The following is a 22,328-nucleotide window of genomic DNA, read 5'->3' on the forward strand; positions in this document are numbered from 1 at the left end:
GTGGAAAGGTTCCAACAGCGGCTGCGCTTGTTCATCACTTCAGATCAGACTGAACCTGATGGATAGGTTTTGCCCATGGGTTCTTGGCCTGCACATCGGCTGGCAATGTTGCAACGGCACGTTTTGCCTCATCTTTGTTGGCATAAATACCGCTAACCAACACATACCATGGCTGACCATTTCGCACAGTCTGGTAAACCATATAGTGCTGCAGGTTCTCTTTCTTCGCCCAGGCATTCAGGTTTGCCGAGTTAGAAGAAGAGCTGAGCTGCAAGGTGTAATGGCTTCCCGGAGCACCTTTGATTGCGCCTGCATCACCCGCGACAGCGCCAGTGGCGGCCGCTGCAGGAGTTGCTTCTGCTGCTTTCGATACCGGGGCTGCTGCAGTTTGAGTCGGAGCAGCTTTAGGTGCCGCAGCACTGACCGGTGCTTTAACTGGTGCCGCTGCTGTTGGCGCAGGAGCAGTAACAGGCTCACTACGTTTTGCCGTTGCTACCGGTTTTGGTTCCGCTTTCACGGCTGGTTGTTTTACAGGTTGAGCTTTGTGCTGCGACTCAATCACGACAGTTTTACGTTCCTGACGTGGAGCGGCTTGTTTCTCTGGCTCTGATTTTGCTACTGCACGTGGAGCTGTAGTTGCTCCTGCAACTGCTGCGACAGTAGCCGGAGCTGTTGGCAATGTTGAGCTATTAACTGCATTGTCAATCTGGCCGGACTGTTGAGTCAGTGCATTATTCAGGTCACCCGGAACTTCAACACGCTGTTGGCCCTGAGGCACAGGTTGAGTTTGCGCATCAGTCGGCGTTGAAGAAATTGCAGGAAGAGTCACTTCTTGCGGGTTACCTGCGGTTTCGGTCTGATTAGCAGCAGATGTGTCACCAGGCTGCGGTTGCGCGCCATTAGCCTGGTCAGCCGCAGAACCGGACAAGTCGATATTCTTTTCAGCGCTCGGATTCTTATTCGCTGTTTCAGTATCAGTAGAAGGGGCTTTGAGGGCCGAACCAATCCCGATGATTAACAGCAACAGTACAAGAATACCAATGCCCATCATCAGGTGCTGGCGGGAAACCGGCACTTTCTGTTTAGCGGATTTTTTACGGGTACGAGCCGGGCGACGTTCTTCTGCGTCAACTTGCAGGTCATCGTCGTTTTCATACTCTTCTTCATCACGAGCACGACGGGTACGCGCGGGACGAGGCTCATCAGAGTCTAATTCAACATCATCGACATTGATCTGCGGATCATTATCGCGCTCATCAGATTTACGGTTACGGCCTGAACGGCGATCGCTGGGATCGGGTTTCAGTTCGTCTTCCGGTTTAAATTCATCCATTTAACACCCCACTCAAAGGCTTGTGCCAGCGATTCAAAGTCAGCACTACGCCCGAAGTTAAAAATCGCCTGACATCAGCGACCGAAATTTCTAATAATTAAGCCTGCTGACAATCAGCAATGGCGGACAAAACGATATCGTGTGGCACTCCGCCACGCATTTCACTCTTCCCGATTGCCAGCGGCAGCACTAAGCGCAGCTCACCGGCCAAAACTTTTTTGTCACGCATCATGTGGGGCATATACGCGGCAGCAGACATTTCTTTCGGCCCAGTAACTGGCAGCCCGGCACGTTGCAGCAATTTAATAACGCGCTGCACATCTGCCTCACTGAAGTTCCCTAAACGCTGAGCTGTTCGTGCCGCCATAACCATACCTGCGGAAACAGCTTCACCGTGTAGCCAATTGCCATAGCCCATTTCTGCTTCTATAGCGTGACCAAAGGTGTGGCCCAAATTCAGTAAAGCACGTAAGCCGCTTTCGCGCTCGTCAGCGGCAACAACTTCTGCTTTCAGCTCACAACAACGACGAATACACCAGGCCATTGCTTTGCCATCCAGCGCAAGCAACGCATCCAGGTTTTCTTCAAGCCAGTTAAAGAAATCGCCGTCGAGAATAATTCCGTACTTAATCACCTCTGCCAGACCAGATGCCAACTCCCGGGCAGGTAAAGTATTCAGACAGTCGAGATCCACCACTACCGAAGCAGGTTGGTAGAACGCGCCAATCATATTTTTACCAAGAGGGTGGTTAACGGCTGTTTTACCGCCGACAGAAGAGTCCACTTGCGAAAGCAAAGTGGTTGGAACTTGAATAAAGCGTACGCCGCGTTGATAACTCGCTGCGGCAAAGCCAGTCAGGTCACCTACGACACCACCGCCCAAAGCAATGAGTGTCGTATCACGACCATGTGGCTTTTCAAGTAACGCAGTAAAGACAGTGTCTAATACAGCGAGACTCTTAAATTGTTCGCCATCCGGAAGGATGACGGAATCGACTTTAACGCCCGCTTGCTCCAGCACGCCACGCACCTTATCCAGGTAGAGCGGCGCCAGGGTTTCATTGGTCACCAGCATCGTTTGGTCGCCAGCCTTCAGCGGCCCAAAAGATGCCGAGTCACTAAATAACCCAGCAGCAATGGTGATAGGGTAACTACGTTCCCCGAGAGTGACTGTTAACCTCTCCATAACGCGAAGTCCACCTTGATGTTGCTTAGCCCGCAGGCGTTTTTTTCGATTAAGCCAGAATCAGTTGCTTTCCAACATATTAATAATCTGGTTAGCAACCACTTTGGCACTTTGGTCGTCAGTGCGAATCGTCACATCAGCAATCTCTTCATAAAGAGGATTGCGTTCCTGAGCTAAGGCTTCAAGAACTTCACGCGGTGGAGTCTCAACTTGCAGTAGTGGGCGTTTTTTATCACGCTGCGTACGGGCGAGCTGTTTTTCAATTGTGGTTTCAAGATACACCACAACTCCACGGGCGGAGAGACGGTTACGGGTCTCACGAGATTTTACAGAACCGCCGCCAGTTGCCAGCACAATGCCCTGTTTTTCAGTGAGTTCGTTGATGATTTTTTCTTCGCGATCGCGGAAGCCGTCTTCGCCTTCAACGTCGAATACCCAGCCCACATCAGCTCCGGTACGTTTCTCAATCTCTTGATCAGAATCGAAAAATTCCATATTGAGTTGCTGAGCTAACTGACGCCCAATAGTGCTTTTGCCGGCACCCATAGGCCCAACCAGAAAGATATTGCGTTTCTCTGCCATTTTTTCGGTACTACTAAGACAATTCGTTGATGATAAACCCGCCCTGTTACAACCAGGTGCAGCGGGACATGAACTGAAACCTCATAAGCGATAGTGCGAGAGTCAGACTGAAAATTATCTCAATACTCAAGGTGGTTTGGCAACCGATTATATTCCCCAGCCTTCCTATGAAGAAGAAAATGCATAAATCGGGGTTATCTGTCACAAGACTTGAGCAACCAGCCTCTCGAAACGGTACACCTTGTAAGCTAATTCCTCTCTGGCGTCAAACACCTGGGCAACGTTTCAAAGAAAAACTGCACGATGAGGAAAGAAAAAGCTACGAAACAGGGATAAGTCGAGGGGTAATAAATACAACTAATTCACGGCGTTGATGATTTTTTGCATCATGGCGAAACAGGCTGCCCACAATGGGTATTGAGCCAAGCAAAGGGACGCTGTCGCTACTGTCAGTGTTGTGTTGCTGGAAGATCCCACCAAGGGCAAGAGTCTCACCATTTTTCACCGCAACGACAGTTTCAATTTCTTGCTTGTCAATCGCCAGGACTTCGCCATCAGATTGCTGAATACTACGACCTGGCATGTTTTGGCTAATGCGCAATTTTAAGCGGATATTACCATCAGACTGAATAGTCGGCGTCACCTCCATCCCCAGAACAGCCTCTTTAAACTCAATTGCCGTTGCCCCGCTCTCGCCACTGGATACCTGATAAGGGATCTCCGTACCTTGCTTGATGCTGGCAGGCTGTTGATGTGCCGCCATCAGACGTGGGCTGGCAATGATTTCAAGCTGTTGCTGTTGTTCCAGAGCAGATAATTCAAGTTCCAGTAATCGCCCATCAATTCGAGCAATATTAAAACCGACCTTTGTTGTAGCGTTATTGACGGAAAGATCGGCTGAAAAACCAGTGGTCTGATGGAGCTTATTTTCCCCAGATTGCTCCGCGGTAGACCATTTCACACCAAGCTCACGTAACTTATCCTGGTTGATAGTGACAATATGGGCTGAAATTTCCACTTGCCCAATTGGCAAATCCATTTCTTTCACCCAGTCAGCAATCTGTTTGAGCACTGTCTTGTTATCACGCACAATCAGCCGGTTAGTGCGTTTATCAGCCGTGATATTACCCTGAGCACTCAACAACTTATTTCCACCAGATTTTAGTGATGTCGATAACTCTTCAACATCGGCATGATGAGGAGTGAAGATCTGGTAGAACATAGGTTGATCGAGTGACCGTTGTTTTCGTTGCTCCATCGCTTGCGCTTGTTGCTCACGCAAGCGAGCCTTCGGAAAAATCTGTATTACATTACCTTCCTGTTGCTGGCTAAGTTCCGCGCTATTCAATACCAATTGAAATGCTTGCTTCCACGGCACATCAATTAAGTTAAGCGACAGCACTCCATCCACACCTGGAGCAATCATAAGGTTAACGTTTTGGTTTTCAGCTAATACCTGTAAAACCTGGGTTACCGGCGCGTTGTCGAGGACCAGAGAAATTCCTTTATCTGCCTGGCAGGAGAGAGGCAGAGCCAACACCAGAAGAAATACCCGCATCCATGGCATATATTTTTCCTTTTATTTCCCAACGATAAGAAGAGGGTTTGCAGGCGGGATTAAGCCTCGCCACCACATACCCCATCCCGACATTTTCAATACGTACATCGGGAAAGAGCTCTTGATTTACTTTGATTCGCTGCCCGATACCTTGTGGACTGAGCATTAGCGCCGTACTCGCAGTGGGCGAACTGAGAACTCCCTGTAATACCCATGCCGCCAGTTGCTCGGTCAGTTTTTCACAAGGAGAAATATGCGGCTGAAAGGGGTTCGGAGGCATAGCACTCACAGTTGAAATAACAATGAATCCTACCCAGAAAATGCTACGACTCATCGGAAAACTCCATTATCAGCATTAGTTTGAGTAACTCCCCTTGTGCAGTAATGGTGAAAGAGTGCCCAGCTACCACTCGATATTCTGCAAGTCTGGTAAATACACCCGGTAGTTCCTCCCATGGCACAAGAATTTCCAGTGTTCCCTCCTTATTTTCAGGCTGCCACTTCAGCAACTTCCCCCTTGATTTCCCAACGAATTCCGTCACGGAGAATGCCCGTAAATTAGATGGATGCACGTGCAGTTCAGAGGGTGAAACTTGAAGGACTTTGCGTTGCAATTCAGTAATGCGTCGAGCTGAATGCTTGCTGTCTGCTTCTAACTGAGAAAAATGAGAATGATGTGGCCGTATCAAACTTATCCAGGCAACAAACGTGACTACACCTGTTACGACGACAATCATCACCACACGTCTCCAGCCCGGGCCACTCAGCCAGCATTCAATTAACCAGGGCATTTGCCACCTCAGATATCGTTAAGGTGAAAACAAAACCAAACCCGCCTTGTGCTTCGTACTGAACCGCACCAGTCCGCACGGCAGAAACACCTTCAAGATGAGTGAGCTCTTTTTCAAGCACCTGTAAATCTTCAAGAAGGCCGCTGTGTCCCTTGACAATAAATTGCCCTTTTTGCTGTGTTAAGGAAGACAACCAGGCTCCACCGGGCATAAAACCAGCGATACGAATCAAGCGTTTTTCCCATATCTGGATAGCTTTTTGCTGCGCTTCACGAGTCTGCTGCAAGCGCAGCATTTCTTTGTTCTGCTTCTGTTGAACTAATCGCCGTTGATAGAGATGCTCTAATGCAGATTGCATGCTTGTCAGGTAGTCATTTCGTGCCTGCTGTTGGCGAATTTCCCATGCGGAAAACTGCCGCACAGTCATGACCAGTAACGGCACAAGCACCAAAACCAGGCAGAATAAAAAACTCCAATGGCGCATACGTTGCTGGCGCTGTATCTGGCGCCACGGTAGTAAATTAATCAGGCGCATCAGCTAAATACTCTACCTATCGCCAGTGCTATCGCGACCGTAAATTCGGCGCCATTACGTGGTAAGGGTGGCTGTAGACGGGAGAACGCTTGCCAGGCATCTAAAGATAAAATGTCCGCCGAAACTGGTGACGATTGCGCATGACTCAATGCAACCAATCCAGGCTCGGTTTTTAATTGCTGACACAAGTCGAAAATTGTTGGCGCCACGTTGGTATCACTCCATCCCCAACTTGGCACAGGCTCAGTAGAAGCCCATAACCAATGGCCCTGTTCTTGATGAACCAGGTACTGACATTTCTCCAGACGGCACGGAGAAATAAGTGCCGGCAATGCGCTGGCTCCAGGGGTTAATGTCGTGGGATATAGCCTTATCGCGGCCAGGCTTTTGAGCAACGCAGCGACATCTGTCTGGCGCGCAGCTACTATCAAATGTGGATCAGCAACATCTTGTGACGGTAAATAATCCCAACACAATTGAGCCGATGTCATTTGCAACTGACGGGCAGTTGCTGAGGCGATATAAGCTTCTCGTGCTGGTTCAGACAAACGTTTATCAGGTGCGGGGACAGGGCGTTGTAATGTCCGTGACCCAGGAAAAGAGATGCGTATCTGGTGACGTAGAGGTAACTCTTTTCGCCAATCCACCAGTGCCTTAGTCAGCGCTTCAGTATTCATTACCAGGCCGTTGCTGAAGGTGCCTTCAGGCAGTGGCAATTGCCACCAATGCCGAAGTTGCCACCCTTGTCGTTGGCGCTGAACAGCCACAACACGAATGTTTTCATGTTGAATATCCATACCAATTTGCCAGGTTGTGAATACCATGTTTACGATCTCCTTATCGCCGGTTACGGAAAATGCCATACCAATGCCACTGGCTTGCCTTTATACTACCGCGCGGTTGTTTATAAACTGCCCAATGGAAACGTAATGGGAAATTTAAGGTGAAGTTCGTAAAGTATTTATTAATCCTTGCAGTATGTTGCATTCTGCTGGGAGCAGGCTCGATCTTCGGGCTTTACAAATTTATTGAGCCGCAGTTGCCTGATGTCGCTACGCTGAAAGACGTGCGACTGCAAATTCCAATGCAGGTTTATACGGCTGATGGCGAGTTAATCGCGCAATACGGTGAAAAGCGCCGTATTCCGGTTACGCTCGATCAAATTCCCCCCGTCATGGTGAAAGCGTTCATTGCGACTGAAGACAGCCGTTTTTACGAACACCATGGTGTTGATCCGGTTGGGATTTTCCGCGCCGCTAGCGTGGCGCTGTTTTCTGGCCATGCATCGCAGGGCGCAAGCACTATCACCCAACAGCTGGCACGTAACTTCTTTTTAAGTCCTGAACGAACGCTGACGCGAAAGATAAAAGAAGTGTTCCTGGCAATTCGTATTGAGCAGTTACTTTCCAAAGATGAAATCCTCGAGTTGTATCTCAATAAGATTTATCTCGGCTACCGCGCATATGGTGTAGGTGCCGCAGCACAGGTCTATTTTGGGAAGTCCGTAAATGAATTAAGCCTGAGTGAAATAGCGGTTATTGCCGGTTTGCCAAAGGCGCCGTCAACCTTTAACCCGCTGTACTCGCTCGATCGTGCAACTTCCCGCCGTAATGTGGTGTTATCGCGTATGTTGAGTGAAAACTACATCACTCAGGCGCAATTCGATGAAGCGCGAAATCAGCCAATCGATGCGAACTACCACGCACCAGAAATCGCGTTCTCCTCACCTTACCTGTCTGAGTTAGTCCGCCAGGACATGGTTGCTAAGTACGGTGAGAAAGCCTACGAAGATGGTTATAAGGTTTACACCACCATCACTCGTAAAACTCAGCAAGCTGCACAACAAGCCGTGCGTAACAACGTTATGGCCTATGACATGCGCCACGGCTATCGCGGCCCATCAAACGTATTGTGGAAAGTAGGTGAAACACCGTGGGACAAAACAAAGATTGTCGATTCGTTAAAGAATCTACCGGTCTATGGCCCGCTTAACCCTGCTGTGATTACACAAGCATCACCGAATGAAGCTACCGCATTGTTGGCGGATGGCAGCGCTGTTTCTATTGATATGGACGGCATGCGTTGGGCGCGCCCTTATCGTTCAGATACTGCTCAGGGCCCAACGCCAAGAAAAGTGACCGATGTCGTGCAGGCCGGGCAGCAAATCTGGGTGCGTAAAGTTGATGACAGCTGGTGGCTTGGACAAATCCCGGATGTGAACTCTGCCCTGGTTTCCATCAACCCACATGATGGTGCGATAGTCGCCCTAGTCGGTGGCTTTGATTTCAATCAGAGCAAGTTTAACCGTGCAACGCAGGCATTACGCCAGGTTGGCTCCAACATCAAACCGTTCCTCTACACAGCGGCAATGGACAAGGGTTTGACGCTGGCGAGTGTGCTGAACGATGTGCCTATTTCACGCTGGGATGCCGGTGCGGGTTCCGATTGGCGCCCGAAAAACTCCCCGCCAGAATATGCCGGACCAATAAGATTGCGTCAGGGTCTTGGTCAGTCGAAAAACGTGGTAATGGTACGTGCGATGCGCGCTATGGGCGTGGATTACGCGGCTGAATATCTGCAACGCTTTGGCTTCCCTGCACAGAACATCGTGCATACCGAATCGCTGGCGTTAGGCTCGGCATCTTTCACGCCAATGCAAGTCGCGCGTGGTTACTCAGTGATGGCGAACGGTGGCTTCCTGGTTGACCCGTATTACATCTCTAAAATTGAGAATGAAATCGGTGGGACAATCTTTGAAGCGAAACCAAAAGTAGCTTGCCCGGATTGTGATATCCCGGTGATTTACGGTGAAACGCAGAAGTCTAACGTGCTGGAAAATCGGAATGTCGAAGACGTCGCACAGTCTGAGGAAAAACAGAATGTTAGCGTCCCAATGCCGAAGCTTGAACAAGCGAATACCGAGTTGGTTGCGCAGAGCAGCCCGCCTGAATACGCACCACATGTTATCAACACCCCGCTGGCTTTCCTGATTAAGAGTGCGTTGAACTCAAACATCTTTGGCGAGCCGGGCTGGCAAGGTACTGGCTGGCGTGCAGGGCGGGATTTGAAACGCAATGATATTGGCGGCAAAACCGGTACGACAAACAGTTCAAAAGATGCATGGTTCTCAGGCTACGGACCGGGCGTGGTGACATCTGTCTGGATTGGTTTTGACGATCATCGTCGCGACCTTGGGCGTACATCGGCATCTGGTGCGATAAAAGACCAGATCTCAGGCTATGAAGGTGGGGCGAAAAGTGCTCAACCTGCGTGGGATGAATTTATGAAAGCCGCTCTTGAAGGTGTTCCGGAAGAGCCGTTAACACCGCCACCAGGCATTGTTACGGTCAATATCGATCGCAGCACCGGGCAACTTGCCAATGGTGGGAATAGTCGCCCTGAGTTCTTTATTGAAGGCACCCAACCGACGCAGCAGGCTGTGCATGAGGTGGGAACGACGATAATTGATAACGGCGAGACCCACGAACTGTTCTAGGTAATTGATAAAGCCCGTTTCACCCTGAAACGGGCTTTAAGAGAAAAAGTTACAAGCGCCCCTGCTCTTTCAACCATTCACGCACGAGGAAAAGCGCACTCACATTTCGCGCTTCGCTAAAATCTTCCTCATTAAGCAGATCCAGCATTGAGTCTAGCGGCCAACGTACTTGCGGTAGTTCTTCTGGCTCATCACCTTCCAGCGATTCTGGATAGAGACTCTCAGCAATGACGATATTCATTTTGCTGGAGAAATAGGACGGCGCCATCGTCAATTTTTTCAGGAATGTCAGCTGATGAGCTCCGAAGCCAACCTCTTCTTTCAACTCGCGATTCGCTGCTTCAAAGACAGTCTCGCCAGGGTCAATTAACCCTTTAGAGAAGCCGAGTTCATAAGACTCTGTACCAACCGCGTATTCACGGATCAAAATCAAATGGTTATCAACGATAGGGACTATCATTACAGCTTCGCGGGCAGATGGACGCATGCGCTCATAGACTCGGCGCACACCGTTGCTGAACTCCAGGTCCACCGTTTCGACATTAAACAGACGTGAACGAGCCACGGTTTCAACATGTAAAATAGTCGGTTTTTGTAATGGTTTGCTCATCGTGGCTGGGTTAACAGTAAATGCAGGTGCACCATTGTGCGTTATGCCACATATCTCACGCAACGGACATTAGTTATTATTTACATTTTTGCAACTTTAGGTGATTTTTCAATACCTCCATCACATGTCAATACACGACAAATGAAATAGGAATTTGCTGATATTTCTCGTAAAGTCGCTTTGCTAACATTATGTTACAGCAGGCTATACACGCAAAAATGTCTCAAGATTGAGGCCATGCCTGCCGATAACGATTTTTACACCCAAATGCTTTAAGGGGTGCAACTTGCTGCGTTTTAATAAGAAAACGAGTGTTTGATGGGGAAGGCATGAGCACCTTATTACTTCTTTTAGCTGCTATGCTGGCCTGCATCTTGATTGCGGGGTGGCTTATTTGGCGCAGCCTGCGTTTACGCGCTCATGCTTCACAAGCCCAATCGTTTACTGGCGCAACTTCACGCAAGCTGACCACAGACGAACGCAGCGCCGTTGAAAACTATATTGAATCATTAGACCGCACCCAGGATATCGTGGGGCCTTCAGGCGCCAGTGCTGCACCGACAAAGCTGGTATTGAACTCCCTGAGCAATACAGCGCTTGCTCTCACACGCTCCATCACCCGCTATGGCTTATCAACGGACGACCCGAATAAATGGCGCTATTACCTTGATTCAGTAGAGGTGCATCTTCCGCCATTCTGGGAACAGTACATTACTAACGATAACTACGTTGAGTTGATTCGTACTGAAACCATGCCGTTGGTTATCTCCCTTAACGGGCACACGCTTGTCGACTACAGCAGCGAAAATCGTGGTTTTGCACTGGAACAAACACCTCATAGTCAGGCCTCTATCCGCGGCGAAGAAAGCGAACAGATAGAACTGCTCAATATCCGCCAGGAAACGCCCGAAGAGTATGCACTGAGCCGTCCCGATGGGTTGCGCGAAGCAATTCTGATTTGTGTCGCCTTTATAATGCTGTTTTTATGCCTGGTTACACCTGCAGTTGTATTACCGTGGTTAGTCGGTGGTGCTTTTATGCTGCTGGCTGCGAGCCTTTGGGGACTATTTGCACCTCCGGCAAAAAATGCGCTGCGCGAAGTCCACTGTTTACGCGGTACACCTAAGCGCTGGGGGCTTTTTGGGGAATCGAATCAGGATCAGATTAGCAATATCTCTTTGGGGATAATTGACCTGATCTACCCTGCGCACTGGCAACCTTATGTTGCTCAGGACCTTGGGCAAAAAACCGATATTGATATTTATCTCGACAGGCATGTTATTCGCCAGGGGCGATTCCTGTCACTGCATGACGAAGTACGCAACTTCCCTATTCAGCATTGGGTTCGCAATCTGGTGATTGCCATTGGAAGCCTGGCCGTTTTGATCATGCTGACAATTTGGGTGCCGCTGGAGATGCCTTTGAAACTGAGCATCTCAAAGCTAAAAGGCGCGCAAACCATCGAAGCGACCACGGTAGCTGACCTCGATAAAACGACGCTTCGTGTTGGTGATACGCTGAAAGTAAACGGTACGGGCATGTGCAATATCCACACTCCTGGTAATTATACCAATCGGCAATCTTATCCGTTTACCCCCTTCGACTGTTCGCAAATCATCTGGAATAACGCACAGGCGTTGCCGTTGCCTGAATCCGATATTATGGATAAAGCCACAGCACTAACTCAGGCGGTGAGTGGGCAAATTCATCCGCAGACTAGTGACGATTCAAAAGTAAACCCGCAGCTACGTAGCGCTATTCAGAAATCAGGCATGGTGCTGTTGGATGATTTCGCCAGCATTGTGCTGAAAACACAGGCGCTTTGTACCGCAGAAGATGAATGTGTTCGCCTGAAGAATGCGTTGGTCAATCTGGGTAATACCAAGGATTGGGATACGCTGACCAAAAAGGCAGATTCAGGAAAACTCACAGGCGTAAATGTTCTGCTGCGACCGGTTAGTGCCGAGTCACTAGATAACCTGGTCACCACCTCAACTGCACCATTCTTTATTCGTGAAACAGCACGCGCAGCACAGTCTCTAAACAGTCCTGCACCTGATGGATATGTGATTATTAGCGATGAAGGTGGTGATTTAGTAGACCAGCCTTTACCGCCGGTTCCGTTGTATGACATCCCCGCCCAGGAGCAGTGGGGCGAATTCCAACGTCTGGCCGATATGCTGCTTAAAACGCCATTTAGTGCCGAGGGAATTATTACCGGCATCTATCAGGATGCAAACGGTACGCAGCACATCACCCTGCATAAAATCCCGGATAGCAGCAGCCTGTGGCGCTACATCAGTACTACACTGTTGCTTATCGGCATGATTGCCTGTCTGCTCATTAACGGTGTGCTGGCGATTCGCCGCTACCGCCGCAGCCGCAATCGCCTGGCACAAATCCAGCAGTACTACGATAACTGTATGAATCCATCGTTAACCACGATCTCCGCTGTACGCCCGCTGTTCTAAACGTCACGCGGCAGGTTGTGCTAACCTGTCGCGCAGTTTTCTCTAATCAGGTCCGAACCTATGCATATTGATATTGCCTGGCAGGATGTCGATACCGTATTGCTCGATATGGACGGCACATTGCTGGATCTCGCGTTCGATAGCCACTTCTGGCAAAAATTGGTACCAGAGACAATCAGTGAGCAAAGAAATATTCCATTGGATGAAGCCCACCAGTTGATCGCCCGCGAATATCACGCCGTACAACATACGCTAAACTGGTACTGCCTGGATTTCTGGAGTGAGCGTCTGGGCCTGGACATTTGCGCCATGACTACAGCTCAGGGGCCAAATGCGGTGCTACGTGAAGATACGGTCCCGTTCCTTGATGCTCTAAAATCCTGTGGTAAACGTCGTATCTTACTGACGAATGCTCACCCACATAATCTGGCTGTCAAACTTGAGCACACGGGTTTAGCTCAGCACCTTGATTTATTACTTTCCACCCACACATTTGGTTATCCGAAAGAAGATCAGCGGTTGTGGCAAGCCGTTGCCGAGCATACCGGGCTGGAACCCACCAGAACGCTATTTATTGACGATAGCGAACCGATTCTGGATTCCGCCGCAAAGTTTGGTATTCGCTATTGCCTGGGCGTGACCAATCCAGATTCTGGCCAGGCCGACAAAACATATCAGCGCCATCCGGCATTGAACGACTATCGCCGACTACTCCCGAAGTTGATGTTTAAGGAGTTGTGATGAAAGAGAAATCGTCTGAAGGTGTGCGCCTCGACAAATGGCTGTGGGCCGCACGTTTTTATAAAACGCGTGCTATTGCCCGGGAAATGGTTGAAGGCGGTAAGGTGCATTACAACGGGCAACGCAGCAAACCGAGTAAAATCGTTGAGCTGAATGCCATGTTGACGCTACGCCAGGGCAATGACGAGAGAACCGTTAAAGTGCTGGCGGTAACTGAACAACGCCGCCCGGCCACAGATGCCTCGCAGCTTTATGAAGAGACAGCAGAAAGTATCACTAAGCGGGAGAAAGTAGCGCTGGCACGCAAAATGAACGCGCTGACCATGCCCCACCCCGACCGACGCCCGGATAAAAAAGAGCGTCGTGATTTGATGAAATTTAAACACGGTGGCAACGAATAGTTGTCACCTGAATGAGAGAAAATTATGGCTCAACACGACCAACTACATCGTTACTTGTTTGAAAACTTTGCCGTTCGCGGCGAACTGGTAACGGTTTCCGACACCTGGCAGCAAATCATGCAAAACCATGATTACCCAGCCCCGGTGAAAACCATTCTCGGTGAATTGCTGGTCGCAACCAGCCTACTGACTGCAACTTTGAAGTTTGATGGTGATATTACCGTGCAATTGCAGGGTGATGGTCCAATGACCCTTGCGGTGATTAACGGCAACAATAACCAGCAAATGCGCGGTGTTGCGCGTTTTAAAGGTCATATCCCTGCCGATGCGGATCTGAAAACGTTGGTTGGCAATGGCTATCTGGTCATTACTATCACCCCGGCTCAGGGAGAGCGTTATCAGGGTGTTGTTGGGCTTGAAGGCGATACTCTGGCAGCATGTCTGGAAGATTACTTCTTACGTTCCGAGCAGTTGCCGACGCGTCTGTTTATCCGTACTGGCGATGTTGAAGGTAGGCCAGCAGCGGGCGGCATGTTGCTGCAAGTTTTGCCAGCGCAAGATGCACAGGCTGACGATTTCAACCACCTTGCGGCACTGACTGAAACCATCAAGGCTGAAGAGTTGTTGACCCTACCGGCCAATGACGTGCTGTGGCGTTTGTACCACGAAGAAGAAGTGACACTTTACGATCCGCAAAACGTTGAATTTAAGTGTACTTGTTCACGCGAACGCTGTGCCGATGCACTACGAACTCTGCCTGATGAAGAAGTGAATAGCATCATTGCAGAAGAAGGCGAAATCGACATGAACTGTGACTACTGCGGTAATCACTACGTGTTCAATGCCATGGATATTGCAGAGATCCGCAATAACGCATCCCCAGCAGATCCACAAGTGCATTAATGCCTTTTGCCCTTCCATTTGTGGAAGGGCAAATCTTCGTTTCATAGAATTGAGTGCTTAATCACACCTCGTCCGTTAATCGCACTATTTTTTAACATATTCAGAATATTTTCCCTGCCGTACTAGCTTTTCCTGCCATACTCTCACCCCGTTGTGACTCGCTTCACAGCGTTTTCCGCTATGTGGATTCGAGTGGATGCTCAAATCTATGATAGGTGTCGCGGTTAACAACCAATAAACAACCCTACAATCTCAGGCAGTACAAATTGGCTAAGGAGCAGTGAAATGCGAGTTAAAGGCATAACCCCGCAAGATCTCAAGGCTTATGGAATTCATGACGCAAGTGAAGTGGTTTACAACCCCGATTACGACACTCTGTATCACGAAGAACTCAACCCCAATCTGGAAGGTTTTGAGCGCGGCATAGAAACCAATCTCGGTGCAATTGCCGTAGATACCGGCATATTTACTGGCCGCTCCCCAAAAGATAAATACATCGTTCGTGACGACACAACCCGCGATACCTTGTGGTGGGCAGATAACGGCAAAGGTAAAAACGACAATAAACCGCTTAGTGAAGAAACCTGGCAGCATCTGAAAGGTCTGGTCACTAACCAACTCTCTGGCAAACGCCTCTTTATTATTGATGCTTACTGCGGTGCGAATGCAGACACTCGTCTGTCGGTGCGTTTTATTACCGAAGTGGCCTGGCAGGCTCATTTCGTTAAGAATATGTTCATCCGTCCAACCGAAGAAGAGCTTGAAACATTCGAAGCAGACTTTGTGGTGATGAATGGTGCCAAGTGCACCAACCCACAATGGAAAGAGCAGGGTTTAAACTCTGAAAACTTCATCGCCTTTAACCTTACCGAGCGTGTGCAGCTGATTGGCGGCACCTGGTACGGCGGCGAAATGAAGAAAGGGATGTTCTCAATCATGAACTACCTGCTGCCGCTAAAAGGCATTGCTTCGATGCACTGTTCGGCAAACGTCGGCGAAAAAGGCGATGTTGCGGTATTCTTTGGTCTGTCTGGCACAGGTAAAACAACGCTTTCTACCGATCCGAAACGCCGCCTGATTGGTGATGACGAACACGGATGGGACGATGACGGCGTTTTCAACTTCGAAGGCGGTTGCTACGCAAAAACAATTCGTTTATCCCCAGAAGCAGAGCCAGAAATTTATAATGCGATTCGTCGTGATGCGCTGTTGGAAAACGTAACGGTACGTGCCGATGGCTCAATTGATTTTGACGACGGTTCGAAAACCGAGAACACCCGAGTTTCTTACCCGATTTACCATATCGAAAACATCGTTCAGCCGGTTTCAAAAGCTGGGCATGCCAGGAAAGTTATCTTCCTGACCGCTGATGCTTTTGGCGTATTGCCACCCGTTTCACGCCTTACTGCCAACCAAACTCAGTATCACTTCCTGTCAGGCTTCACGGCCAAACTGGCAGGTACTGAGCGTGGTGTCACCGAGCCTACTCCAACGTTCTCTGCCTGTTTCGGTGCAGCATTCCTTTCTTTGCACCCAACACAATATGCCGAAGTGCTGGTGAAACGCATGCAGGCGGCAGGTGCACAGGCTTATCTGGTTAACACCGGCTGGAATGGCACAGGTAAGCGTATATCCATTAAAGACACGCGTGCGATTATCGACGCCATTCTTAATGGTTCTCTGGATGATACCGAAACGTTCACCCTACCAATCTTTGGTCTTGCTGTTCCAACAGCACTGGCAGGTGTGGAAGCCAATATTCTGGACCCGCGTAATACCTACGCATCACCAGAACAGTGGCAGGAAAAATCAGAGCAACTGGCTAAGTTGTTTATCGAGAACTTCGAGAAATATACCGACACTCCGGCGGGTGCTGCCCTTGTAAGCGCTGGGCCGAAGATTTAATTTTCGAATGGCGAATGAGTTTGTAGGGTGGATTAGCGCAAGTGACATCCACCATCTACGCTAACCCGACCGACAAAAAAGCGAACCTTCGAGGTTCGCTTTTTATTTATCACTCAGCTTTCTTTTAGCTGGCTGACCGTTTTGTTCATCGGTAACGGTAAATAAGCCCGTATCCGCAAACCGCCCCGCTCACTAACGCCGATATCCAACAAGCCGTTATGGTTGTCGATAATACGCTGCACAATCGCCAGTCCCAAACCGGTGCCGCTGGTGCTACGCGCGCTATCGCCACGCACGAAAGGTTGGAACAGGTGTTTGAGCTGGTCAGGTTTAATCCCTGGGCCGTCATCTTCCACCTGGAACCAGGCACGGTTTAACTCACCGCCACTGCTGACTTTAATCCAACCATTTCCGTAACGTGCAGCATTCACCACCATATTGGCCGCAGCACGTTTAATGGATAACGGATGGATATTGACCAGCAATTCTCCTGCTTGCAGATCGGTGTCGATTTCGCGCTCATAGCCACTTTCCGCAGCCACCACTTCGCCCAACACCGTGTTGAGATCGGCGGTTTCCAGTGGCATCTCTTGCCCGGTACGCAGGTAATCGATGAACTGCTCGATTATCGCATTACATTCTTCGATATCTTTGTTAATTGACTCAGATAAATAGCCATCTTCTTCACTCATCATTTCTGTTGCCAGACGAATACGAGTGAGCGGTGTACGCAAATCGTGACTAACACCTGCCATCAATAATGTACGGTCATCGGCCAGTTGCTTCACACCAGCAGCCATATGGTTGAACGCCCGGGTCACAGAGCGCACCTCAGATGCACCATATTCACGAAGCGGGGGCGGAATAATGCCCTTGCCCACTTGTAAAGCAGCATGTTCAAGGTCAACCAAGGGTCGGTTCTGAATCCGAATAAACAGCCATGCGCCGCCTATCGCCAGCAGCATTATCGCCAGCGTATAGCGGAACAGCGGCGAGAAATCGCCCTGATGAATTTCAGTAAGAGGAACGCGAACCCAGATATTCGGTGACAGCCATGTCTTCAGCCAGACAACCGGCGAGCTTTTGTTTACCTCAACACGAACTTCGGTTGGGCCACCCAGTTGCTGCGCCATTTGATGGCTGAGGAATTCGTAATGCTGCGCCCAGCGTAAACCCGCGTCTTCCGCCGCTTCATTGGAATAAAGAGAGATACCCAATTCACGATAGATTTCACGCCGAAATGCAGGCGGAACCACCAGTTGCGTGCCATCTTCCAGTTGCAGCTTATCGGTCATCAGCATACGGACTTCGTAAGCCAGTACCTTATTAAACTGCTGCAAACTCGGCAGAATGGCGAAGTTCAGCACCACAAGATAGGTCGTCACCAGGCTGACGAACAGCAAGGTGACAATCAGTAACAACGTGCGTGCAAACGAGCTTCTGGGGGAGAAGCGGACTCGCCTCATGCCTTGGAACCGTCCGGCACGAATACGTAGCCCAGGCCCCATACGGTCTGGATGTAGCGAGGATGCGCAGGGTCTTCTTCAACCATGCGGCGCAGACGAGAAATCTGCACGTCGATTGAGCGTTCCATCGCACTGTATTCACGTCCACGCGCCAGGTTCATCAGCTTATCGCGAGACAACGGCTCACGCGGATGGCTCACCAGCGCTTTCAGTACCGCAAACTCGCCACTGGTTAATGGCATAGGTTCATCTTCACGGAACATCTCGCGAGTGCCGAGATTCAGCTTAAACTTACCAAACGCAATAACCGCCTCTTCCTGAGAAGGTGCACCAGGCAGTTCATTAGCCTGACGGCGAAGAACAGCACGGATACGTGCAAGCAGCTCACGCGGGTTAAAAGGTTTTGGAATGTAGTCATCAGCCCCAATTTCAAGACCAACAATACGGTCAACTTCTTCGCCTTTCGCGGTAACCATAATGATTGGCATTGGATTGCTTTGGCTGCGTAGACGGCGGCAGATAGACAAGCCATCTTCCCCCGGCAGCATCAAATCAAGCACCATCAGGTGGAAGGACTCACGGGTTAGCAGGCGATCCATCTGTTCTGCGTTAGCAACGCTACGGACCTGGAAGCCTTGTTCGGTGAGATAACGCTCTAGCAGCGCACGCAGGCGCATGTCGTCATCCACGACCAGAATCTTATAATTCTCTTGCATTCTTATACTCCCAAAGGCTCGAACAGTGAGTGCGTATTCTTAAAAAACTGCGACGTTACGACCAGTCAAATCTGGTATATATTCTAGTCGAAATTGTTACAAAGCATATTAAACAGATGGTTATAGGCACTTTTTAGCACAGAACAATGACTTACTTCGCAAATCTCCGGGATTGCCATCACCCTGATATTTCGGTTTAAATCACCGTTAATTGTTTCACCCATGCAAGGCTTGCTGATGAAAACGCCATTAATTACCCGCGAAGGCTATGAAAAGCTCAAACAAGAAAAGGACACCTTGTGGCGTGAAGAGCGTCCAGAGGTGACAAAAAAGGTCACCTGGGCGGCAAGCCTTGGCGATCGCAGTGAAAATGCCGACTACCAGTACAACAAAAAACGCCTGCGAGAAATAGATCGTAGAGTGCGTTATCTCACGAAATGCCTCGAACAGTTGAAAATTGTCGACTATTCACCGCAACAAGAAGGAAAAGTGTTCTTTGGCGCGTGGGTCGAGATTGAAAATGATGCAGGAAACCAGATGCGTTTTCGCATCGTCGGTTACGACGAGATTTTTGGACGCAAAGATTACATTTCTATCGATTCACCGATGGCGCGAGCATTGCTGAAAAAAGAAGTGGGTGACCTCGCCGTTGTGCAGACACCCGCCGGAGAAGCGCAGTGGTACGTTAATGAAATCGAGTATGTGAAATAGCATACAGGCCAGCAACAGAACAGTCCGATTCATCACCTGTCGGGCGCTGCGGCTGGCATTTTTACCCTCCAATCCGTATAACTATCCCCAAATAATTCCGACTAACTCAGATGAAAAGCCATGATGAATGATTCACTCTGCCGCATTATTGCCAGCGAGCTAAAAGCCCGAAACGAACAGGTTGATGCCGCCGTTCGCCTGCTGGATGAAGGGAATACCGTGCCGTTTATTGCACGTTATCGTAAGGAAGTCACCGGCGGTCTGGATGACACGCAACTGCGTCAGCTCGAAACTCGTCTGGGCTATCTGCGCGAATTAGAAGACCGTCGTCAGACGATCCTTAAATCAATTACCGAGCAGGGTAAATTAAGTGACGAACTCGCCGCAGCCATCAACGGCACGCTGAGTAAAACCGAGCTCGAAGACCTCTATTTACCGTATAAGCAAAAGCGCCGTACACGCGGGCAGATTGCTATCGAAGCAGGTCTTGAGCCACTGGCCGAGTTGCTGTGGAATGATCCTTCCCACACACCGGAAGAAGCCGCTGCAAGTTACGTTGATGCCGATAAAGGTGTTGCTGATACTAAAGCCGCACTCGATGGCGCACGCTACATTCTGATGGAGCGTTTTGCCGAAGATGCCGCGCTGCTGGCAAAAGTGCGTAACTACCTGTGGAAGAACGCACATCTGGTGGCTACCGTGGTCAGTGGTAAGGAAGAGGAAGGCGCGAAATTCCGCGACTACTTCGACCATCACGAACCTATCGCCACCGCTCCTTCTCACCGCGCCCTCGCCATGTTCCGAGGCCGTAACGAAGGCATTTTGCAGCTCGCGCTGAATGCCGATCCGCAACACGATGAACCGCCGCGTGAAAGCTATTGCGAACAAATCATTATCGACCATCTCGGTTTGCGCCTGAACAACGCCCCAGCAGATGCCTGGCGCCGTGCGGTAGTGAGCTGGACATGGCGCATCAAAGTGCTGATGCACCTCGAAACCGAACTAATGGGAACCGTACGTGAACGTGCTGAAGACGAAGCAATTAACGTTTTCGCCCGTAACCTCCACGACTTGTTAATGGCGGCACCTGCTGGCTTACGTGCCACAATGGGCCTCGATCCGGGCCTGCGTACTGGCGTAAAAGTGGCGGTGGTTGATGCAACCGGCAAACTGGTTGCCACCGACACCATTTACCCACATACCGGACAAGCCGCAAAAGCCGCTGTTGCTGTTGCTGCACTGTGCGAGAAGCACAATGTTGAGCTGGTCGCTATCGGCAACGGAACAGCATCACGTGAAACCGAGCGCTTCTTCCTCGATGTGCAGCAACAATTCCCGAAAGTCACCGCGCAGAAAGTCATCGTCAGCGAAGCGGGGGCATCAGTGTATTCCGCATCTGAGCTTGCAGCGCTGGAATTCCCTGATCTCGATGTTTCGATCCGTGGCGCGGTTTCGATTGCCCGCCGTCTGCAAGACCCGCTTGCCGAACTGGTAAAAATCGATCCGAAATCTATCGGTGTCGGCCAGTATCAGCACGATGTTAGTCAGTCTCAACTAGCTAAAAAGCTTGATGCGGTAGTCGAAGACTGCGTAAACGCCGTGGGTGTGGATCTGAACACTGCGTCTGTGCCGCTACTGACTCGCGTGGCAGGTTTAACGCGCATGATGGCGCAGAACATCGTCAACTGGCGTGATGAGAATGGCCGTTTCCAGAACCGCCAGCAGTTGCTGAAAGTCAGCCGCCTTGGGCCAAAAGCCTTTGAGCAGTGCGCGGGCTTCCTGCGTATTAACCACGGCGATAACCCACTCGATGCCTCCACCGTGCACCCGGAAGCGTATCCGATTGTTGAGCGCATCCTGGCTGCGACCGAGCAAGCACTGCAGGATTTGATGGGTAATGGTGAAGCGTTACGCGGTCTGAGCCCACGCGATTTCACCGATGAACGTTTTGGTGTACCAACAGTTACCGACATCATCAAAGAGCTGGAAAAACCAGGCCGTGACCCGCGCCCTGAGTTCAAAACTGCGAAGTTTGCTGATGGCGTTGAAACTATGAACGATCTTCAGCCTGGCATGGTGTTGGAAGGTGCTGTCACGAACGTCACCAACTTCGGCGCGTTTGTGGATATCGGCGTACATCAGGACGGTTTAGTCCACATATCCTCACTTTCTGACAAGTTCATCGACGACCCGCACAAAGTGGTGAAAGCCGGGGATATCGTCAAAGTGAAAGTGATTGAAGTGGATCTGGCGCGCAAACGTATTGCGCTGACCATGCGTCTGGATGAGCAACCGGGCGAGTCCAACCGCCGTGGCAGTGCACCACGCGAGCAAACCGAACGCCGCCCGGCACAGCAACAAAAACCTCGCGGCCGTGAAAACACCAGCAACAGCGCCGGTAACAGTGCGATGAGTGATGCACTGGCAGCGGCATTGGGTAAGAAACGTTAATCCTTAATGCTGATTTCCCCCTCTCCTTTCATCAGGAGGGGGCGGAATAAACCCGCATGCATTTCCTCAGAGTTAAATTCAGCACAATTTGCTTGTTTCATTCCCCGCAGCGAATGAATAACATTTCTTTAGCATCCGCAGTAATTCGTCAGAAAATAGAGTGAGTTTGCGATAGATCAATTTTCGCAAAAATATAAAAACACCACTAATATTTATCAAACATGTAACACCTGAAATATCATGACAACATTAAAAGAGATAAAATAATAAAATTATCATTTTAAAACAAACACAACATACTGTTATTAATGGTTTTTATATAAAAATAGCTTATACAACCAACATATCTAATAAATAAAATCCCTCTGAAAAAATAAATTTAAACGCGCCGTTCACCATAAAAATAATTATTGAAGACAGAAACCATTCTCATTATCATTGATTTGTTCGTTATTTCTCCTCAATGCCCAAC

Annotated in this window: 19 protein-coding genes; 8 read left to right on the top strand and 11 right to left on the bottom strand. The window is 49.7% G+C overall.

Annotated elements, in window-relative coordinates:
* Positions 1 to 34: 34 nt before the first annotated feature.
* The 8 genes from damX to pilM all read right to left on the bottom strand — a co-directional run bounded on the left by damX (position 35) and on the right by pilM (position 6,809).
* Positions 35 to 1,333: a cell division protein DamX gene (gene damX, locus IX31_RS16050; RefSeq protein WP_034460275.1), complete on the bottom strand. Its 1,299-nt coding sequence runs from the start codon at positions 1,331 to 1,333 to the stop codon at positions 35 to 37.
* Positions 1,334 to 1,430: 97 nt separating this feature from the next.
* Positions 1,431 to 2,519: a 3-dehydroquinate synthase gene (gene aroB, locus IX31_RS16055; protein WP_034460277.1), complete on the bottom strand. Its 1,089-nt coding sequence runs from the start codon at positions 2,517 to 2,519 to the stop codon at positions 1,431 to 1,433.
* Between the two features lie 60 nt (positions 2,520 to 2,579).
* On the bottom strand, positions 2,580 to 3,101 hold the full coding sequence (gene aroK / locus IX31_RS16060; RefSeq protein ID WP_034460280.1) for a shikimate kinase AroK: 522 nt from the start codon (positions 3,099 to 3,101) through the stop codon (positions 2,580 to 2,582).
* Positions 3,102 to 3,420: 319 nt separating this feature from the next.
* Entirely contained in the window at positions 3,421 to 4,668 is a 1,248-nt protein-coding gene (gene hofQ, locus IX31_RS16065) for a DNA uptake porin HofQ (protein WP_072009471.1), read from the bottom strand.
* Complete coding sequence (locus tag IX31_RS23440; protein ID WP_157837378.1) at positions 4,607 to 4,993, bottom strand: hypothetical protein; 387 nt, start codon at positions 4,991 to 4,993, stop codon at positions 4,607 to 4,609. The genes hofQ and IX31_RS23440 overlap by 62 nt, the downstream gene beginning before the upstream one ends.
* A complete protein-coding gene (locus IX31_RS16070) occupies positions 4,983 to 5,450 on the bottom strand; it encodes a HofO family protein (protein WP_157837379.1) in 468 nt (155 codons plus the stop codon). Before IX31_RS16070 ends, IX31_RS23440 begins: the two co-directional genes overlap by 11 nt.
* Positions 5,434 to 5,985, bottom strand: a complete 552-nt coding sequence (locus IX31_RS16075; RefSeq protein ID WP_034460285.1) for a PilN domain-containing protein — start codon at positions 5,983 to 5,985, stop codon at positions 5,434 to 5,436. The genes IX31_RS16070 and IX31_RS16075 overlap by 17 nt, the downstream gene beginning before the upstream one ends.
* The gene (gene pilM / locus IX31_RS16080) at positions 5,985 to 6,809 is read right to left on the bottom strand and encodes a type IV pilus biogenesis protein PilM (RefSeq protein WP_034460288.1); all 825 of its coding nucleotides are present in this window, start codon (positions 6,807 to 6,809) and stop codon (positions 5,985 to 5,987) included. The genes IX31_RS16075 and pilM overlap by 1 nt, the downstream gene beginning before the upstream one ends.
* 119 nt (positions 6,810 to 6,928) lie before the next feature.
* On the opposite strand from pilM, the gene mrcA reads away from it, so the two are divergent.
* Positions 6,929 to 9,481: a peptidoglycan glycosyltransferase/peptidoglycan DD-transpeptidase MrcA gene (gene mrcA, locus IX31_RS16085; RefSeq protein ID WP_034460290.1), complete on the top strand. Its 2,553-nt coding sequence runs from the start codon at positions 6,929 to 6,931 to the stop codon at positions 9,479 to 9,481.
* Between the two features lie 49 nt (positions 9,482 to 9,530).
* On the opposite strand, the gene nudE is transcribed toward mrcA, so the two are convergent.
* On the bottom strand, positions 9,531 to 10,091 hold the full coding sequence (gene nudE, locus IX31_RS16090) for an ADP compounds hydrolase NudE (protein WP_034460292.1): 561 nt from the start codon (positions 10,089 to 10,091) through the stop codon (positions 9,531 to 9,533).
* A gap of 329 nt (positions 10,092 to 10,420) precedes the next feature.
* Here nudE and IX31_RS16095 point away from each other — a divergent pair, with 329 nt between their 5' ends.
* From IX31_RS16095 to pckA, 5 genes are all read left to right on the top strand, one after another.
* On the top strand, positions 10,421 to 12,562 hold the full coding sequence (locus tag IX31_RS16095) for an intracellular growth attenuator family protein (protein WP_034460294.1): 2,142 nt from the start codon (positions 10,421 to 10,423) through the stop codon (positions 12,560 to 12,562).
* 60 nt (positions 12,563 to 12,622) lie between these two features.
* On the top strand, positions 12,623 to 13,303 hold the full coding sequence (yrfG, locus tag IX31_RS16100; RefSeq protein ID WP_034460295.1) for a GMP/IMP nucleotidase: 681 nt from the start codon (positions 12,623 to 12,625) through the stop codon (positions 13,301 to 13,303).
* Positions 13,303 to 13,704 carry a ribosome-associated heat shock protein Hsp15 gene (gene hslR / locus IX31_RS16105; protein ID WP_034460297.1) on the top strand — a complete coding sequence of 134 codons (402 nt, stop codon included), beginning with the start codon at positions 13,303 to 13,305 and terminating at the stop codon, positions 13,702 to 13,704. Before yrfG ends, hslR begins: the two co-directional genes overlap by 1 nt.
* 24 nt (positions 13,705 to 13,728) lie before the next feature.
* Complete coding sequence (gene hslO, locus IX31_RS16110) at positions 13,729 to 14,607, top strand: Hsp33 family molecular chaperone HslO (RefSeq protein WP_034460299.1); 879 nt, start codon at positions 13,729 to 13,731, stop codon at positions 14,605 to 14,607.
* 285 nt (positions 14,608 to 14,892) lie between these two features.
* Complete coding sequence (gene pckA, locus IX31_RS16115) at positions 14,893 to 16,512, top strand: phosphoenolpyruvate carboxykinase (ATP) (protein ID WP_034460301.1); 1,620 nt, start codon at positions 14,893 to 14,895, stop codon at positions 16,510 to 16,512.
* A gap of 113 nt (positions 16,513 to 16,625) precedes the next feature.
* Here pckA and envZ read toward each other — a convergent pair whose 3' ends face one another.
* Together envZ and ompR are read right to left on the bottom strand one after the other, a co-directional pair.
* Complete coding sequence (gene envZ, locus IX31_RS16120; protein WP_034460303.1) at positions 16,626 to 17,978, bottom strand: two-component system sensor histidine kinase EnvZ; 1,353 nt, start codon at positions 17,976 to 17,978, stop codon at positions 16,626 to 16,628.
* On the bottom strand, positions 17,975 to 18,694 hold the full coding sequence (gene ompR, locus IX31_RS16125) for an osmolarity response regulator transcription factor OmpR (RefSeq protein WP_001157751.1): 720 nt from the start codon (positions 18,692 to 18,694) through the stop codon (positions 17,975 to 17,977). Before ompR ends, envZ begins: the two co-directional genes overlap by 4 nt.
* Before the next feature lie 237 nt (positions 18,695 to 18,931).
* Between ompR and greB the strand changes: the two genes are divergently transcribed.
* Both greB and IX31_RS16135 read left to right on the top strand, forming a co-directional pair.
* Positions 18,932 to 19,405: a transcription elongation factor GreB gene (gene greB, locus IX31_RS16130; protein ID WP_034460310.1), complete on the top strand. Its 474-nt coding sequence runs from the start codon at positions 18,932 to 18,934 to the stop codon at positions 19,403 to 19,405.
* 120 nt (positions 19,406 to 19,525) lie between these two features.
* Complete coding sequence (locus IX31_RS16135) at positions 19,526 to 21,856, top strand: Tex family protein (RefSeq protein ID WP_034460311.1); 2,331 nt, start codon at positions 19,526 to 19,528, stop codon at positions 21,854 to 21,856.
* Positions 21,857 to 22,328 lie beyond the last annotated feature (472 nt).

Origin of the sequence: Buttiauxella noackiae, from assembly GCF_000737905.1 — a bacterium.
Lineage (GTDB): Bacteria > Pseudomonadota > Gammaproteobacteria > Enterobacterales > Enterobacteriaceae > Buttiauxella > Buttiauxella noackiae.